The organism is Acidobacteriota bacterium, assembly GCA_016208495.1.
Taxonomy (GTDB): Bacteria; Acidobacteriota; Blastocatellia; order Chloracidobacteriales; family Chloracidobacteriaceae; genus JACQXX01.
In genome coordinates this window covers 1-16,959 of record JACQXX010000028.1, presented here as the reverse complement: position 1 = coordinate 16,959, position 16,959 = coordinate 1, and the positions used below count along the sequence as shown (strand labels likewise).

General features: G+C 50.2%; 16 protein-coding genes. 6 read left to right on the top strand and 10 right to left on the bottom strand.

What is annotated here, in order from left to right; genetic code table 11:
- Window positions 1-51: 51 nt before the first annotated feature.
- From HY774_04795 to pilM, 5 genes are all read right to left on the bottom strand, one after another.
- Window positions 52-657 carry a hypothetical protein gene (locus HY774_04795; protein ID MBI4747780.1) on the bottom strand — a complete coding sequence of 202 codons (606 nt, stop codon included), beginning with the start codon at window positions 655-657 and terminating at the stop codon, window positions 52-54.
- Between the two features lie 64 nt (window positions 658-721).
- Window positions 722-1,324 (bottom strand): hypothetical protein, encoded by a 603-nt coding sequence (locus HY774_04790; protein ID MBI4747779.1) that lies wholly within the window; start codon window positions 1,322-1,324, stop codon window positions 722-724.
- A gap of 73 nt (window positions 1,325-1,397) precedes the next feature.
- Entirely contained in the window at window positions 1,398-2,045 is a 648-nt protein-coding gene (pilO, locus tag HY774_04785; GenBank protein MBI4747778.1) for a type 4a pilus biogenesis protein PilO, read from the bottom strand.
- 97 nt (window positions 2,046-2,142) lie between these two features.
- Complete coding sequence (locus HY774_04780) at window positions 2,143-2,790, bottom strand: PilN domain-containing protein (GenBank protein ID MBI4747777.1); 648 nt, start codon at window positions 2,788-2,790, stop codon at window positions 2,143-2,145.
- Window positions 2,791-3,016: 226 nt separating this feature from the next.
- Window positions 3,017-4,078, bottom strand: coding sequence for a type IV pilus assembly protein PilM (gene pilM / locus HY774_04775; GenBank protein MBI4747776.1), 1,062 nt, complete (start codon window positions 4,076-4,078; stop codon window positions 3,017-3,019).
- A 657-nt stretch (window positions 4,079-4,735) separates the two neighbouring features.
- Between pilM and HY774_04770 the strand changes: the two genes are divergently transcribed.
- The 6 genes from HY774_04770 (at window position 4,736) to HY774_04745 (ending at window position 10,679) form a co-directional block, all read left to right on the top strand.
- Entirely contained in the window at window positions 4,736-6,553 is a 1,818-nt protein-coding gene (locus HY774_04770) for a DUF3352 domain-containing protein (protein MBI4747775.1), read from the top strand.
- Window positions 6,554-6,607: 54 nt separating this feature from the next.
- A complete protein-coding gene (locus tag HY774_04765) occupies window positions 6,608-7,846 on the top strand; it encodes a competence/damage-inducible protein A (protein ID MBI4747774.1) in 1,239 nt (412 codons plus the stop codon).
- Window positions 7,847-8,020: 174 nt separating this feature from the next.
- On the top strand, window positions 8,021-9,286 hold the full coding sequence (locus tag HY774_04760) for a ThiF family adenylyltransferase (GenBank protein MBI4747773.1): 1,266 nt from the start codon (window positions 8,021-8,023) through the stop codon (window positions 9,284-9,286).
- Window positions 9,287-9,499: 213 nt separating this feature from the next.
- On the top strand, window positions 9,500-9,817 hold the full coding sequence (locus tag HY774_04755; protein ID MBI4747772.1) for a hypothetical protein: 318 nt from the start codon (window positions 9,500-9,502) through the stop codon (window positions 9,815-9,817).
- 66 nt (window positions 9,818-9,883) lie between these two features.
- The gene (locus tag HY774_04750) at window positions 9,884-10,150 is read left to right on the top strand and encodes a hypothetical protein (GenBank protein MBI4747771.1); all 267 of its coding nucleotides are present in this window, start codon (window positions 9,884-9,886) and stop codon (window positions 10,148-10,150) included.
- A gap of 79 nt (window positions 10,151-10,229) precedes the next feature.
- A complete protein-coding gene (locus HY774_04745) occupies window positions 10,230-10,679 on the top strand; it encodes a DUF393 domain-containing protein (protein MBI4747770.1) in 450 nt (149 codons plus the stop codon).
- 43 nt (window positions 10,680-10,722) lie between these two features.
- On the opposite strand, the gene HY774_04740 is transcribed toward HY774_04745, so the two are convergent.
- The 5 genes from HY774_04740 to HY774_04720 all read right to left on the bottom strand — a co-directional run bounded on the left by HY774_04740 (window position 10,723) and on the right by HY774_04720 (window position 16,579).
- Entirely contained in the window at window positions 10,723-11,724 is a 1,002-nt protein-coding gene (locus HY774_04740) for a VWA domain-containing protein (protein ID MBI4747769.1), read from the bottom strand.
- Between the two features lie 19 nt (window positions 11,725-11,743).
- Entirely contained in the window at window positions 11,744-13,096 is a 1,353-nt protein-coding gene (trmFO, locus tag HY774_04735) for a methylenetetrahydrofolate--tRNA-(uracil(54)-C(5))-methyltransferase (FADH(2)-oxidizing) TrmFO (protein MBI4747768.1), read from the bottom strand.
- A gap of 157 nt (window positions 13,097-13,253) precedes the next feature.
- Window positions 13,254-14,921: a PDZ domain-containing protein gene (locus tag HY774_04730; GenBank protein ID MBI4747767.1), complete on the bottom strand. Its 1,668-nt coding sequence runs from the start codon at window positions 14,919-14,921 to the stop codon at window positions 13,254-13,256.
- Between the two features lie 265 nt (window positions 14,922-15,186).
- Entirely contained in the window at window positions 15,187-15,870 is a 684-nt protein-coding gene (locus HY774_04725) for a hypothetical protein (GenBank protein MBI4747766.1), read from the bottom strand.
- Between the two features lie 70 nt (window positions 15,871-15,940).
- Window positions 15,941-16,579, bottom strand: coding sequence for a sigma-70 family RNA polymerase sigma factor (locus HY774_04720; GenBank protein ID MBI4747765.1), 639 nt, complete (start codon window positions 16,577-16,579; stop codon window positions 15,941-15,943).
- Window positions 16,580-16,959: the final 380 nt, after the last annotated feature.

The following is a 16,959-nucleotide window of genomic DNA, read 5'->3' as shown; positions in this document are numbered from 1 at the left end:
ATGTTCTCACAGAACTTACATTACCCTTTGCTCTGGATTCAGTGTCATTATCTAAAGTGAGCGACGTGGAATATAAGTCAGGGTGACCACTTTATGTTGTTGTGTTCCATCACTGTAGCTGGTCACCTGATCGCACTTTATTTCACCGGCTGGCTGACCAGGCAAAAGAGCTGGCCCGCCTTCATCGCCCTGTTTTTTGTCGGTGTAGACAAGAATTTGTTGAATTGGTCCGTTGAAGAATAAATCTCCGACCCGCGCCCCAATCACAGTGGACCCACCCTTGACCTTGAGCATCGCCCCGGCTGATCTTTGGGTCCGATACATGCCCACAATATCAACCTCGGTCATCAGGTATTGAACCAGCGGCGTCGGTCCTTTTACCAAACCGGTTCGATAGAGTTGTTGACGCTCTGGAAGTGACGGGTACGGAACTGGCTCAACTGGGTTGGGTTTGCGTAGTTGCGACTCATCTTTAAACAGGTCTCTTGGGGGAAACTTGAAGTTTGAGTTGATGTCCGATGTCTGTTTTGAGGAATCTTGCACGACCCTCGATTTTGGTGCTTTGGCGAAAATGACACCCGCTCCACACAATAAAATGATGATCGCAAACCCAAATGATTTCAACTGGAAGTGATTTGAACCATTTCCTTTCAGCATGTTTCCTCCTTGCTGACGCTTACCTCAAGATGTTTCAAGAACCTGACCCAATTTGGCCATTCCCCTAGCGACGCGGGGTATAGGTGATAGAGTATTTTTTGTATTCTTTGTTTCCATCATCGAACAGAACTACCTCTTCACACTCAATTTCCCCGGCGGGTTGCCCAGGGAGAAGTGCCGCCCCTCCCTCATCACCAGCCTTTTTGGCATCATAGATGCGGATAGCTTGAATAGGGCCATTAAAAAACAAGTCCCCAACCCGGGCCCCAATCACCCTCGATGAACCTTTCACCTTCAGGAGTGCCCCAGTTGTTTTTTGAGTCTGGTAAATCCCCACGACTTCAACCTCTGTCATCAGGTATTGAACCAGCGGGGTCGGCCCCTTGATGGCGCCATTGCGATATTGCTGCTGACGTTCGGCGAGTGGGGGGTAGGGAACACGCTCCACCGGTTTGGTTTTCCGCAACAAGTTTGGATCTCCAAACGGGTCTTTTCGCGGGGCCTGATAGTTTGATTTTTTGTCAACCGACGTCCCCTTTGAGGAATCCTGTGGCGATGTTGATGCGGGTGATTGCGCAAAAGTTCCAACTGTCCCACATACCAGAATCGTGACCGCAAGCATAAAGGGTTTCAACTGTAAATACTTTGAAACAAATACTGTCTGCATTTTTCCTCCTCGACATAAACGCACAAGGCCAGATCTATAAAAGTGATCCAAGGTGACATCCGTTTATGACAGGTTATGGTGTTTTTGCTGGGGCTGGTTTTGCTTTGGTATCTTTTGCCGTTGGTTCAGGAACATTCATCACATCTGCTTCAGCAGCATAAAACACGGACATGGTAAACACGGTCTCAATACTTAATTTATCAGTTTGAGGTGTGGCTTTCTTCATATCTAAATCCCCGATTTTCATAATTCGAGGAAAGTTTTCAAGGCGATCAAAGAAGATCCCGATATTGTTATAGGTACCACCAAGTTTCACTTCCAGGGGGACTTCCTTGTAAAAATCCTTTTTCGTTTCAGCCTTCGGTTTAATTCCACGCACCACCAAACCGACTTTTTCAGCTTGTAAGTAAATGGTTTCCACAGTGTTGGGGATCAAGGGCGACTCAGGAAGTCGTTCACGATAACTCTTGAGATCTTGCAACGCCTGTTCATAGGCAGCTTTGTATTGGGCATATTGAGCAATGAACTGCTTCGTTTTCTCATTCTCTTTTTTCAAATCTTCAGCTTTTTTCCGGTCTTTCTCGGCAGTGAGTCGAAGATCTGCGCACAAGAAAACATCGCCCAGATAGCTTAAGCCCAGCACCAAAACCAGGAGAATCAGCAATTGCCCCCACCAGGGAATATTTGTCAGAAAACCAATTCCGCCACCACCTTCAGCCATGACATTGACTCCTTCAAAAACTCAGTGTTGATGTTGATGATTTGCAGTCGTGCCACTGCACACCGGACCCACAGGGAACCAGCCAAAGAAATTATTCTTATTTTTTGGCTGGTGGCGTAGCGGCGGCTGCTGGAGCAGTGCCGTCTGTTGCCGATGGCGGAGGCGTCGGATTGTAGACACAATCAATCGTAAACTTAATGTTTTGTTCTTCTGTCGCATCTTGTTTCCCAGGTGCGTCAATAATCACAGAAACATTGGTGAAGAGCCCGCCCCCTTCAATTTCAAGATCTTTTGCAAACTGGGTTGCCCGCTCACGATTGGTTGTCACACCTTGGATAGAAATCTTTGAGCCTTTTTGAGTAATTTGGCCCAAAATGATTCCATCAGGTGGCATTTTGGTATTGACAGCATTCAAGATTTTAACTGGTCCCTGGTTTCCACCTTCGGCCAGTTGCTTGATCACAGCCAGACGCTGCTGAATAATTTTATTCTTTTGCTCATACTGCTCCAGTTCTTTCTTTTGGCCATCGAGTTGGAGCTTTTGCTTTTCCTGGTCGGCTAAATACTGCTTGGCTTCATCAGCCGCTGCTTTTGCAAAGTAATAGTCAACACCAACAAAAATGACCAGGCCAAGAATCGCCACCCCAATCATCAGAATTTGGCCAGTTGCTTGAGCTTGCCGTGGAGCAGGAGCTGCAGCCTGAGCTTCGGTTACCGCACTTGCCAACAAATTGACTTTAATCATAAGACTTACAGGGGTTAACTTCCTTATCCCAAAGGAGCGTTCCCGCCGTCTCTCCTTTCTGACCCACCTTCCGACGAATGGCTGGGTGATCTATGTGAAAGGTTGAACAGTTGACCAAATGAAAAGCCCCCTGACAGATGCCAGGATTTAGTCAATTGCAAGAGAATGGAATCCAACCGCCAAAGCCCCTGATTTGATCCGGTTCAGGGTCTGGCTGAACATCCCACTACAGATCAGCACACCGACAAGCCAGCCCAACGGCAATAGCCATATTCGGTGCCAACTCCTTGATGTATTCCTCATCAAATTTCTTATTGTTGACCTTGATGCTGTTAAAAGCGTTAAATCGTTCAACCGGAATCCCAAACCGTTCCGAGAAATAGGCGGTTAACCCTCGGATTTTGGAACTGCCGCCAGAAATCAAAATGCGGTCGATTTGAACCGAATCACCCATTTGGCTGGTGGCTTTCCAGAAATCAAGCGTTTTTTGGACTTCCATGGCCAGAATATCGGTCACTGATTCAATTAACGGCTGGGCGTCCTCTGGCTGGACACCGTTATCAGTCGGGATTCCACGCTTAAGGGCTTCAGCCTGTTCAAAGGTTAAATTCAGCTCTTTTTGCAGCAAATCAGTATATTGATTGCCCCCGGCTGAAACATCTCGGGTAAACAAGGATGAATTGCCTCGAACCACATTGATACTCGTCACACTGGCGCCAACATCGAGCAGAGCCACCGTGGTGGTTGGCATGGGCTGATAATTCAGCTCATAGGCGTTCTGGAGCGCATAGGCATCAACGTCAATAAAGACTGGCTTCTTCCCGGCGGCGGCAATCACCTGTGTATATTGAGCAATCTTGTCGCGCTTACAAGCCACCAGTAAAACTTCCATGCTGCCGCTGGCCGGATCGCGTCCAAGGACATCGTAATCCAGATTCACATCCGCAATATCAAATGGAATGTGCTGTTCAGCTTCCCAGTTAATCCGCTCCTGCAACTCTTCATCGCTCATGTACGGAACCGAGATCTTTTTCACAATCACCGAATGACCTGAAACCGAGGTTCCAACCTGATCGGTTTTGATCCCTTGATCAGTGAAAATCCGGCTAATCACATCACTTACGTGGTTTAAGTCAATGATGTGACCGTCCACGATGGTGTCGGAAAGCAAGGGCACGTGCCCGATGGCAACCAATTCAAAATTACCTTTGTGAGCCTTGAGTTCAACGGCTTTCACCGCACTGGAGCCAATATCGACCCCGACCAAGCTACGTTTCGCACCAAACATAGAGTACCTTTTTTCTTGTTGGAAAGACTTATAGTGAGTCCCTCGGTTCCTGGGGCATCGGCACGTTTAAGGCTCCTGTCGGTGGCGTGCCATTTTCATGAGGAAAAATGACGACAACCGGCCAAAAAGCCGGAAACTCCTGAAAGAACCAGTTGTGAACCCCCTGGAAAACCGCTGTTCTGAAGAAAAACTGAAGGAGAAGGAAATTAAAGCAGGCACAGGGAACTGAGTGACCAGCACCACTGTTCAAAACCTCACACCTGTGGCGAAGCGCTTCGTGGTTGAGGCTCGCTCAGATTTGATGAATCTGCACCTGGTTACCCAGCCTGGAACTGATGTGCTTGATTACCCTGGATGTATGATGATGCTTGAATGAGTGTGATTTATGCGAGTGATGATATTTTGTGCTGCTAATAGGCTGCCCATAATTACCATTCATCCAAGACGTACGTCAACTCTTTTTTGGTCACAACAAACCCGGTGAAAGAAAAGTATGGATTAATGAGGTTTTTTTCTGGTAGACCAGCCAGCGGGCTATTCAAGGGTTTACTTTCTTTGGTAGGCTCAGCCGCTATTTCATTGAACGAGCCCGAGTTGTTCATTGGGGGTTTTGTTGCTCACTCCCTCGATTTTCCTTGTGAATGGTGGATCTGATCAATGTCATTGGCCAAACTGTTCCGCTCTAAGTATGGTGGTGGGGTGTGGTTGTTGCTGGCCAGTCTCGCCTTGCTCGCTGGATTCTATCTGGTTCAATCGCCGCAACACAAACCACTTGGAACAATCCTTCCAGCTTCAGCCTTGTTTGTCTACGAACTTGACCAACCTGTGGCTGCAGTGACCAGCCTTCAGCAAACCGCATTCTGGAAAACACTTGTTTCCGTGACTGGCGAGTTACCCATCCCAGGAGAGATGAATTCAAGTTGGTGGCAATCAATCCCAGGGCTATCCTTCACCGAAGCTGGGATCTGGCAGAATGCACAACTCGCGGTCGTCATCACTGACCTGGAAATTGGCGCAACACCTGAACCAGGTCAGGGTACAGCGGAACTCAGCCTGATTCCCCGCTGGGCAGTGGTGGTGCGAACCTATGCTTCCTCCAGTCGAACCGCTTCGCTGCTTCAAAAATATGCCCCCCAACTGGCTCGCAAGGCATTTGGCCCAACCCCAATGGTCGAGTCACGCTCAATTCAGGGTCGAACCGTTGTCCAGTACCGGTCACCAGGCAGCTCACGTGTGCTTCTCACGGTTGCCGATAAAGACATTCTTCTATTGAGCAACCACGAACCAGCACTCCACCAATGTCTTCTGGTTTTAGACGAACAAGCTCCGGCCATTGATACGGTGGCCGGGTATCAGAAGGCACATCAGGAACTTACGGCAAGTCCGAGCCTTGGCTTTTCGTTCATTACCAGCCATGGACTCACCCAACTGGCTCTGCCGGGACTCGGAATTTTGCCCCCAAAGGTGACTGATTCAGCCCAGTCTCTTTTGAAAGAAACGCTTCCCCGACTCACGGAAGGTCTGGCACTCAATACCACCATTCAGGACCATCAGTTTGTGGATCAGGTGCTCTGGCTCCTCGCACCACAACTGGTCACAGCTCTGCAGGCATGGGTGACGACGACCTTGCCATCACCCCGAATCGTGGAAGTGATACCCGAAACTGGCACCGGTGAATATACATTTGGCCAGATCAACCATCCGACCGAACTGGTGAATCGTTTTCAACAACTGGTTTCTTCGCAAAGCTCCATCGTTGTCAGCTTTGCCCTTCGGGAAGTGCTCAATGCCCTCGGGGAACGCTATGGGATTGATCCGAAAGAATCACTCGGAGACACCATTGGCCCTGAATTTGGCTGGGTGACGATGGGCGCCGATCACTCCCGAATCTGGATTCTCCAGGTGAAAAACAAAGTTCGCCTGCTGCCAGTCATTGATCGCTATCTGCGAATTGAGAACTCTCAACTTCAGAATCAGAGCTATCAGGGCGTTGAAATTGTGAAATCCTCACATCCTGACCAGCGGGCAGCCATGTTTGTGGGAGATTTTCTGGTCTTCGGCCCGCATCCACTCCTTGTTCAGGTCTGTGATGCATTTCAAACTGGGAAAACAGTCGTGCATTCATCAACCTATCGGGAGTGGCAATCCCGGCGAATTGCCCAACCCTGGATATGGACGTCACTGTCTTCAGATCAGGCTATTTTTCAGGAAACCGTCCAGGCAATTGCCAAAACGGTTCGTCCGCAGTCTCAAGCCGAAATATCTTCGCAACCATCCGCATCAAGTCCCTTCCCGACTGAAATCACCAGCTCGACTTCAGTTCTGCGACCAGCCGGAATTTACACCGAACGACGCTCGGTACTGTGTCTCAGTCTCCAACTTGTCGGCGCCACACTGGCTGATACACAATCGGCGCAAACGACTTCTGCTTTGACAGGTCCTTCGACTACAGTTGGAACACCAGGAACAAAATAACCCGGAATTCAATCAAATTTTAGAGAATGTGTAGCGGCTTTCTCTTCAAACACTATGTTACAAGCTGAAATCATTGCCATTGGCTCAGAATTGTTAACCCCATACCGGAGTGATACCAATTCCCTCTGGTTAACCTCTCAACTCAACGCTCTGGGCATAAGTTTGCGACAAAAAACCATTGTCGGAGATGATGAACAATGCCTGGAAGACGCACTGCGCGATGCCTTGAAACGCTCATCCATGATTATTTCCACTGGTGGACTTGGGCCGACAGAAGACGATATCACCCGCAAGGTCTTCTCGCGGGTTCTCAAACGCCCGTTGATTTTGCACCAGGATATCCTTGATCACATCCGCAAGTTGTTTGAAAGCCGCAACATGAAAATGTCCTCCAATAATGAGCGGCAGGCGTTGGTGCCACGCGGGGCCGAGGTGCTTCGGAATCCAAATGGAACAGCCCCAGGAATTCTGATTCGTGAGGGAACCCAGGTCATCGCCATGCTTCCGGGTCCACCGCGTGAAATGCAGCCGATGTTCACCAACTATGTCCGGCCTGTTTTAGAACCGCTGGCTGGAGGGAAACGACTCCGACAACGAGTCATGCGGGTCTCCGGTATGGGCGAGTCCGCTGTTGACAACCTGATTGCCCCGGTTTACAGCCGCTATACCAACCCATTGACCACCATTCTGTTTAACCGTACCGATATTGAAATTCACCTGACGGCTTCCGCCCAAACTGATACCGAAGCTGACCGCCTGATTGATGAGGTGGCCGTTCAGATTGAAGAAAAGTTGGGTGAAAACCTCTTTGCCCACCAGGGTGAAACAATGGAGCAGGTAATGGCTTTGAAGTTAACCGTCAAAGGTTATACCATCGCCACAGCCGAAAGCTGCACGGGTGGGTTGCTGGCCATGCGATTAACCGAGGTGCCCGGCAGTTCAAATTACTTTCTCCAGGGTGTGGTTTCCTACTCAAACCAGTCCAAAACCGATCTTCTCGGGGTTTCCCCGGAATTGATTGAAACTCAAGGAGCCGTCAGCCCTGAAGTCGCCGAAGCAATGGCCCGTGGCATTAAGCAGCGCTCAGGCGCAACCATTGGCGTTGGGATTACGGGTATTGCCGGACCTGACGGCGGCAGCCCTGAAAAACCGGTTGGCCTGGTGTATATAGGTCTGGCGGATGATGTTTCAGTGAGCCACAAAAAATTATTGCTTCCCGGTGACCGGGAGCGAATTCGATGGCTGACCTCACAGGCAGCCATGGATCTGGTTCGCCGCCGGTATCTGCTTTAGCCTTCATTTCTGAGTTTTTGAACGGGCACCAGGAAAATCAAAAACCAATGGATTCTGCCCGGAACCCGGAACCCGGAACCCGGAACCCGGAACCCGGAACCCGGAACCCGGAACCCGGAACCCGGAACCCGGAACCCGGAACCCACATGTCCTTATTATATATAGCGTGTGTTTATGACTTCCTCGTTTGTCATCCGCCCCGAATCCAATGAATCGCCCTTTGATCGTCAGGAGCGTCTAAGCTGGTGGAAGCAAGATGTCCTGCGCCAGGCACGCATTCTGATCATTGGAGCTGGCGCATTGGGCAATGAAGCCTTGAAAAATCTGGCCTTGCTTGGGGCTGGGCGACTTCTGGTGGTTGATTTCGATACCATTTCCGCATCCAACCTGAGCCGCACGCTGCTGTTTCGACCTGAGGACGTAGGCCGTCCCAAAGCCGAGCTGGCGGCACAGCGGGCCCGTGAACTCATGTTAGAGCCAACCGCCCGGATCCAGTCTCTTGATGCTGATCTGGTGTGGGATATTGGGTTGGGCCTCTTTCGTCGGATGGATGTCATTCTCGGCTGTGTTGATAATGACGAAGCCCGGCTGGCCATCAACCGGGCGGCCCGGTCAGTCGGGACGCCCTGGATCAATGCTGGTATCTATGAACTGGCTGGGAGTGTGACGGTCTTCTCAGGGACAGAAAATAGTTGTTTTGAATGCAACATCACCTCCGACCAGGTCGCAGATGCCCAGTCACGGTATGATTCCTGCGAACAGGTCAAAAAACGCTATCTGGACGCTGAGCGCCTTCCCACGGTTCAGGTCACGTCAGCCCTGATTTCCGCCTTGCAGGTTCAGGAAGCGGTCAAACTGCTTCACCAGGAAACCATCGAATGCGGCGTTCGGCTGGCCTACAATGGGTTGACTCACGGATTTCACCGGATTCGACTTCCTGAAAACCCAGACTGTCTGGCTCACGGCACCCTTTCCAGAATTGTGGAATCACCCGCCGAGGCCAAAACCACATCACTTGGAGCATTTCTTGACTGGCTGGAACACAAATTTGGAACGGGAGTTCAAATTGATCTAGGACGGCGATTTATTGAAGGCATTCGGTGCCGGTCCTGTCATACCTGGATCGAACTCAACCGCCCGGCGCACCGGGTTTTTGACGATGAAGTGTATTGCCCCCGCTGCCGGTTTGGTGAGGAAAACCAGGAGAAAGTCACCTTCTCAGCCGCAACTGATTCCAGTACCTATGTGAAAGCCACAACCCGGATTTCACGCCACCATCTGGGTGATAGCCCGCTGGCATCACCGATGCTGGACCGTTCGCTGTGGGATCTTGGAATCCCCCAATTGCACATTCTTTCGGTTACGGATGCCAGCGGCCAGATTCACTCCGTCGAATTAACCGGAGATAAACAAGAGCTTCTGGGTGACTGGGATCAATAACCATTGTTCACGTAGCCTGAAAATTAAGACTCGTCTGAAAAGCTGATCCAGGGTAGACTGCATTGACCCGTATCAAGTCTACCGAGTCACAACCATCCAGGGTTGCTCCGAACCCACGGCTTGCTTTACAAAAAGTCAGCGAACGCGGGTTGAATGTCTTCTCACTGAGAAGCTTCTCCGCTATGCTTCAACCTTCCAAACCGGAGGTCATACATGGATTTTTTAGCCCTTGGAGCACTCTTTTTTTTAGTTGTGGTGGCCTTTTCGGTCGGGCTTGAAATCCAGGACCGGTATCAGGAAGGGAGTGACGGGCTGCGAGGCTTCCGATTACTTCCACGGCGGAACTACTATGACCTGCACGATGACGCCTATGGATTTTCATTACCTCCCCCAGAAGCGTCAAATGATGCCTCCGGCACATTCCTGGTCAAACGAGAGGATCGCCCGTCCAGATGTGAGGTGTGTCATCAGGTTGATATGTACCATCTCGAATCAGGTCATTGTCAGCGGTGCAATCACACCACGATGTAAAGTACACACAATTTTGTTTTGCTAACTTCTTAAGAGGAGGAAAGCCACTTCCCGGCTAAAGGCGCAATGTCAGATATTGATGTCACATTTCGGAACGAAAATAACGGGAAAGAGGTCGAAGTCACGGTTTCAGATGATATGACCTCAGATGCCATTCTGCGCAATCTGGCTGAAGCTGGATTAATTCCCAGTGTCCCAGGTACAACGCTGGTTTATCGCAACATGCAGCTTCGCCCAGGACAAACTCTGGCTCAAGCTGGGGTGGTGTCAGGTGAAGCCGTGAGTATTTTCCTCAATACGCGTGGCGGCAGGCATCGAAATTATGAATTATGAGACAGCGAACCCATTGATCTTCAATGACATACTCCCCTCATAATTCATAATTCACCCATCTGCTTTTCCTTCACGGACTATGGAACCCTCATCACACACTTCATCCAGTCTGGCCTTTCCAGTCTTGCTCTATGATGGAGTGTGTGGGTTCTGCAACCACAGTGTTCAGTTTATTCTTCGATTTGACCGGCAGGGCACCTTACGCTTTGCCCCGTTGCAGAGTGAGTTTGCCCAATCACTTCTGAACCGACATCCACACATAAAAAATATAGATTCAGTGATTTATGTCGCCCCAGGAAGCAATGGGCAGTCAGAACAGGTTTTTGTTCGATCAACAGCAGCACTGAAAATTGCAGCCTATCTGGGCGGATGGTGGAATATTTTTTGGATTGGAAACCTGGTACCAGGGCGCTTGCGAGATCTGGCTTATGATGTATTTGCCAAACATCGGTATCGGTGGTTTGGCAAACACGATTCTTGCCTGCTTCCATCGGCTGAGATGAGAAGCCGCTTTATTGGATTTTCTTAACCCCGCGAAATTGAAGATTGATGGAAAGTGTGCCCCCAAACACCTAATTTTTTGGAGCAAAGTAGCCTTCGCGGGTTCTGACTTTCAAATCCGGACGTTTGACGCGCAAATCAATCTTTCGGAATTTCCCATCCTGAGCATCATTGTTGGAGTAATAAGAAAGTTTATATTGTGACCGCAGCTCGATGGTCAGTTGTCCAAAACCGGCAATCAATTCGTCCACCGTTGACCCCGGAAACACCCTTCCTCCAGTTTCATCGCATAAGGCTTGTAAGGTAAACCGCCCGCGTGGCGTCATAAAGTTGTCATATGAGGTCTGGGCCGCCGAGTAAATACCATATAAAACGGCCTCTGATCGCCGAACTTCATCAATGGCTTTGGCCTGGGACACCCGGCTGATGGTGTTTGACCCGTCTGAAACCAGGATGATGATCCGGCGCCCCTTCTCCCGACTCAATTTCTGGGCAGCCTGATAGACCGCGTCGTAGACAGCAGTCCCGCCTTTGGCTTTGAGCCCTTGAGTCGCAGCTTCAAGTTGTCTCAGGTCCCCAGTCATATCCTGTCGCATCACAACATCGTGGTTAAAGGCATAAAACGCAATCTGATCCCCAGGGCGCAGGACTTCGCGGAAAAAACGAAGGGTGGCTTCCTGTTCAAACTTCAGGCGATTGCGCACACTTGAACTGATATCAAGCAAAACAACCATTCGAAGTGGAGTCCGTACCTCCTGGACCAAAGTTTCGATTTTTTGGGGGACCCCATCTTCCAGCAATTCAAACTCATCCCGTTGGAGAGATGGCAGGGATTTTTTCTCCGTCGTCTCAACCGTGACGAGTAATGTGACCAGATCAGATCGAATCAGGAGGTCACTCGGGTCCTCCTGGGTTGAGAGAGTCGGTTTAGGTTTTCGGGGAGTTGTGGTGTCTGGAGGAAGCGGCAACACCTGGGCCTGTGCCGTGCTGGTCAAGGCAAGCCACATTAACCAGATCATCAGGACACCCATCCCATATCCAATTACCTTTGTTTTTCCAAACTGTACACCCATGCCGGATTCTCTCCTGATCTCATTCAGCGACGGCCTTCGCTTGTGTTTGTTCAGTGAGCCACTGTTCAAATGCAGCCAACCCAATTGCAATTTGTCGTGCGTGACGTTCGGGCTTGCGTTTTAACTTCTTCCGTTCAGCTTCTTCAAGCGGTGGCAACAAGGCAAAGGTAATGTTGACGGGTTGAAAATGCTTTGGTTCACAATGAGAGATGTAGTGGATCAGGCTTCCAATCGCCGATGCCCGCGGAACCGGGACCGGTGATCGGTGCTGAACCAGATCAGCCGCATACAGACCAGCAATCAGCCCCGTGGCCAGGGATTCAACATAGCCCTCGACCCCTGAGATTTGCCCGGCAAAGAAGATGCGGGGTTCGTGTTTCACCTGCAGGGTATTGGTCAGAATGTTGGGAGCATTGATATAGGTATTGCGATGAACCTGACCAAATTTGAGAAATTCCGCTCGTTCAAGCCCTGGAATCAGTTGCAATACCTGTTTTTGGGGTCCCCATTTGATTGAATTCTGAAACCCAACCAGATTATAGCTGTCGGCCAGGAGATTTTCCTGGCGCAACTGCACCACGGCATAGGGCATTTCTCCAGTGCGGGGGTCAATCAACCCAACCGGTTTCAGTGGCCCAAACCGTAGCGTCTCACGCCCACGGGTGACAGCGACATCAATTGGTAAACATGCTTCAAAGTATTTCGCTGAATCGGCTTCAAAGGCTTTGTGTGGAACCTTTTCCGCCACCAGCAAGGCATCCACGAATGTTTCATACTGGTCTTTGGACATTGGGCAATTAAGATAATCATCGCCACCTTTCCCATACCGGGCCGCTCGAAACACAACTGAATAATCAATGGTTTCGGCATCAACCACTGGGGAAATCGCGTCGAAAAAATACAACTGCTCATCACCCGTCAACCGGGTAATTTCACTGACCAGCGCGGGTGAAGTCAGCGGCCCCGTGGCAATGATCACGGGACCATCGGCTGGAATCCGGGTTATTTCCTCACGTTTGATGGTGATGCGTGGGTGAGCCGACAACCGGCGGGTGACTTCGGCTGAAAACTTTTCGCGATCAATGGCCAGGGCGGCACCTGCCGGCACCCGTACCTGTTCGGCAATTTCGATAAGAAGTGATCTGGCCCGGCGCAGCTCTTCTTTGAGAAGGTGCGGTGCCGAATTTGATTCGTCTGATTTAAAGGAATTGCTGCAAACAATCTCAGCCAGATTGGAAGTTGTATGCACCGGGGTCGGCTGAACCGGGCGCATCTCATAGAGTGTCACATTGATGCCACGTTGCGCAGCCTGCCAGGCGGCTTCACTTCCAGCCAAACCGCCACCGATGATGGAAACCTGAGTTGAAACCATAGACGAGAAATCCGTTCTTGATGCCAGAATTGGGAAAACCCGAATTGTAGGTGAGCGGTCTTCTGACAAGCAAGAAAGTCCGGAGGAACTTCCGTGTGGTGAAGCTCCTTTCCGGACTTTTACCCCGCTGCAGAGTACCAATTCGCGCTGACCGAAATCACCTGGAAGGTTGATTGAGCCGGTTGAGTGCAAACTTGAGGGTTTGTTTTTTGCGCACAATTGAAATTGATTCAAGAACCAGAGATTGATTATTCAGCACCCAGTTCAATTGATGATGACTGATGACAGGTTGACCATTGAGTTCAACAATAATGTCGCCAGCCTTGACTCCGATCTGACTCAGAAATCCTTTTGTTTCAACACTATTCACCAGGACACCGGTTTGAGTAACCCCAAAGAAATTGGCAAGTTGTCGAGTGAGATTTGTCGTCACAATGCCAAGCACCGTCATCTCATTTCGAATCACGAGGTTGTTTTGCTGGGCTCGCGACTCATAGCGTTTGATCGCGGTTTCCAATGAAGTTTCAACCTTTGATAACTCAATTGTGGTTTGGGCCGATTCTTCCGTTGATTGACTGGCGTTGGTTCGGGCTCTCATTTCAATCGCCACTTTTTGCAATTCATCAATTTGCACCTTCATGGCTTCCAGAAGTGGATCTTTCTGGGCTGTGATGGTCCCGGCATATTCGCGATCCCCAAGCACAACCATTTTTTCCAACGCTTTATTTTCTCGCACCAGCGAAAGCTGGAATTGAGACCCAGCCGGACGCTGCCCAACAAATGCCAGGAAGTCCTTTAAAGAACCAAGTGGCCGACCATCCACGGCTTCAATCACGTCCCACAACTTGATTCCGGCTTTGTCGGCAGGGCTGTTGGGAAGCACCGTATCAACCAGAATTCCCTTCTCCGTGGATAATTTCAACTGAGCACGGTCTGCAGCAGGTAACAGGGCAATATCCTTCCCACCAATTCCAAGCCAGCCACGGGGAACACTTCGGCCAGATTTTAAGATCCGGCGAAATGCCTGATTGACCATGGTCATTGGAACGACCTGGAAGATATTGCCATCCTCAGCCTGCACCAGGCCAACCACCTGGTTTGCCTCATTAAACACGATTCCTCCGGCCACATTTTCACGCATGGCAAGGGGTTTTTCAGGGCGAATTTCAATCTGTGTGGCCGAAACTTCAACCACCCGGGCCGGTGTAATTCGTCCCCGAGGCGGTGTTAATGCCCGTGACCTCGCTTTCATCCGTGGTGCCGTTTTCCCAAATGTGGGAAGCCAGACAAAAACATGCTGGTCTGGCTGAATTGATTTCAGAGCTAGGGTGTCGCTCAAAAATGTCGGAGGAGCAATGTCGAGTCCGTCAATTTTTAAAACAGCCAGGCCGGTTACCCCATCCAGCCCAACAAATTTAGCCGAGAGTGTTTCATCGGCGGCGGTACAAATCGTCAGGTTACTTGACGCTTGTTCCGGGTTGAGATGAGCAAGCTGAACCAGGACATGTCCTTTGGAATCAATCACGATCCCGGTGGAAATGTTCAACAACTGGACTTCTGAGGTTGGCATCGCGTCGGCTGGACTGACCTCGATACCCTGATTTTTTCGATAAATGTCAGCGACTTCGCTGAGGTTGATGACATGCGCCACATTGACGATCCATGGGGCGCGAGCACTGATTTGTTGCTGGCGGGGAGGACGTCTTTGGGCCGTGGCGCCAACCACATGGGGAGCGGGCGGGGGTGTTGTCGCTGGTGGAGCAGGCGCCGTCTGTGCAACCACCTGGCCTTTCGCAAGATCTCCAACACCGGGTAAACCGCTCAAAACAATACAGTTCAGCAGTAAGAACGAAAGCAACAACCTGGATTTGAACATTGGAGTTTTAACCAAAGAGAGCAACTTTGTGTGAGGCTGGGTCAACGATGAGTTCTGAAGATGATGGGGAGATGGCAGCAGATTTTGGTTCATTTCGCACCTCCCATCCAAGTGGTGTTCACTACCCTCCCCTGGTTGATTCACATAAAGGCTGGAAGTCCATTGATTCCGACTTGAGCATTGATTCCATTTCAAACCAACAAATGTACCCTCACTAAAAGACATGTTGGGTATCAGCTTCGACTTCAACACGTGGGGCGTTGGTATTGAGAATTGGTTGCGCCCCATAAATCACGCGTGGCACCGTGACCACATGTTGGGAGTTACTTCCGTCCCGCACCAGCAGAAAGACATCTCCACCAGATTCTTCCGACGCCCGATGTCGCGCGGAAGTGGAGGTTCGTCGAACGGTTCGGCGTGTTTCAGTGGTCGAGACTAGACTTGCCACTGGTACCTCAGAATGAGTGGGGCTTGGAGTTGCCATTGCCGGCTCAACCGGTGACGGAGAAATGCCCTCGGATTGAAAACCAGTATCGGCAACTTGCGACGGAGTTGAAAGAGGCAGTGTCTGCCGAAAAAATTGGGGTACGAACACACATCCCAATAAAACTGCCGCGCTGACGGCAGCTAACGCCGGGGTTGGAATCCAGGCAAACCAGCCGGATTTCTGGCGTTCCTGCTTCACAGCTCTTAATCGGGTTTGGAGCTGATGTTCAAAATCTTGTGGCGCCGCCACCCGGCGCTGATTCCGCAACCAGAACCGGAGGGTTTTGGTTTCTTCAAAGAGCGTCTGGCAGTCACGGCACTGCGAAAGATGGGTAACAACTTCAGGATGCAGTGATTCCTCAATGAAATCTACCTGCTCCAGATGAGTGCGAGTTTGTTGACAGGTCAACATATGAGTCCTCTAACCAAATTCGTGATCAGTCAAAGCCTATCGGCAAGATGGGTAGCACCCCGACTTGCCTTTAAATATAGGCCACGAGCTTTTCACGCAGCATATTGCGAGCGCGGTTGATCCGCGACTTCACAGTTCCCTCGGAAATTTCAAGAATTTCAGCAATCCGATCATAGCTGATTCCTTCCACATCACGCAGAACCAAAGCCGCCCGGTATTTTTCCGGAAGCGTCTTGATGGCTCGGGCCACGGCCAGACGGCGCTCGCGATCAATCAGGTCTTCATCCTGAAGTGGTCGCGTATCGGGCAGATCAAGCATCTGCTCGTCATCATCGCTTTCAGCATTTTTTCGCCAGGGCGTAAAGATCGAAAGCATCTGGCGACGCTTGCGCTGCCTGAGTTCACTAATCGCCAGATTGGTGGCAATGCGGTAAATGTAGGTTGAGAAACTGAAGGTTGCTTCATAGCGATGAGAGTTGGCGTAGATCCGAAGAAATGTTTCCTGAGCTAACTCAATGGCCCGGTCATAATCGCTGAGCATCCGAAAGATAAAATTTGTGATTGGATTCCGATACCGACGCACAATTTCCTGGAAGGCAAGCTCATTGCCTTCTTTGGTTGCGGCGACTAATTCGTGATCAGTGGCTGATTCGATTGAAATAGGTCGTTCCAGGTTGAGTTCAATTTGATAGCTCAAAGCAACGCTCATATCAGTTCTGTTCCTTGCCCTCTACTCGTCTTCCGAAGGTCTGGAAAACTGGAGTGGTTGACCCAGGCAGTGTGGGTGGGTGTACATTCGCGACTTTTGGCAATTATTGTAATTGGATTTAATACCCAACTCTCACGCCCTTAGGACCTGAAGGTTCCAAAAAGAATCGCAAATGCTCCGTTGAACAGCCAGAATCAGGTAAGGAACACCATGAAATTAGGAATTTGGGCTTGGTTCTTGGTTCCTGGTTCTTCTTCGAAAGTATTGATTTCTAACCACTAACCACTCTTTGGTTCCTGGTTCTTCTTCGAAAGTATTGATTTCTAACCACTAACCACTCTTTGGTTCCTGGTTCTTCTTCGAAAGGGATTGGTTCCGAA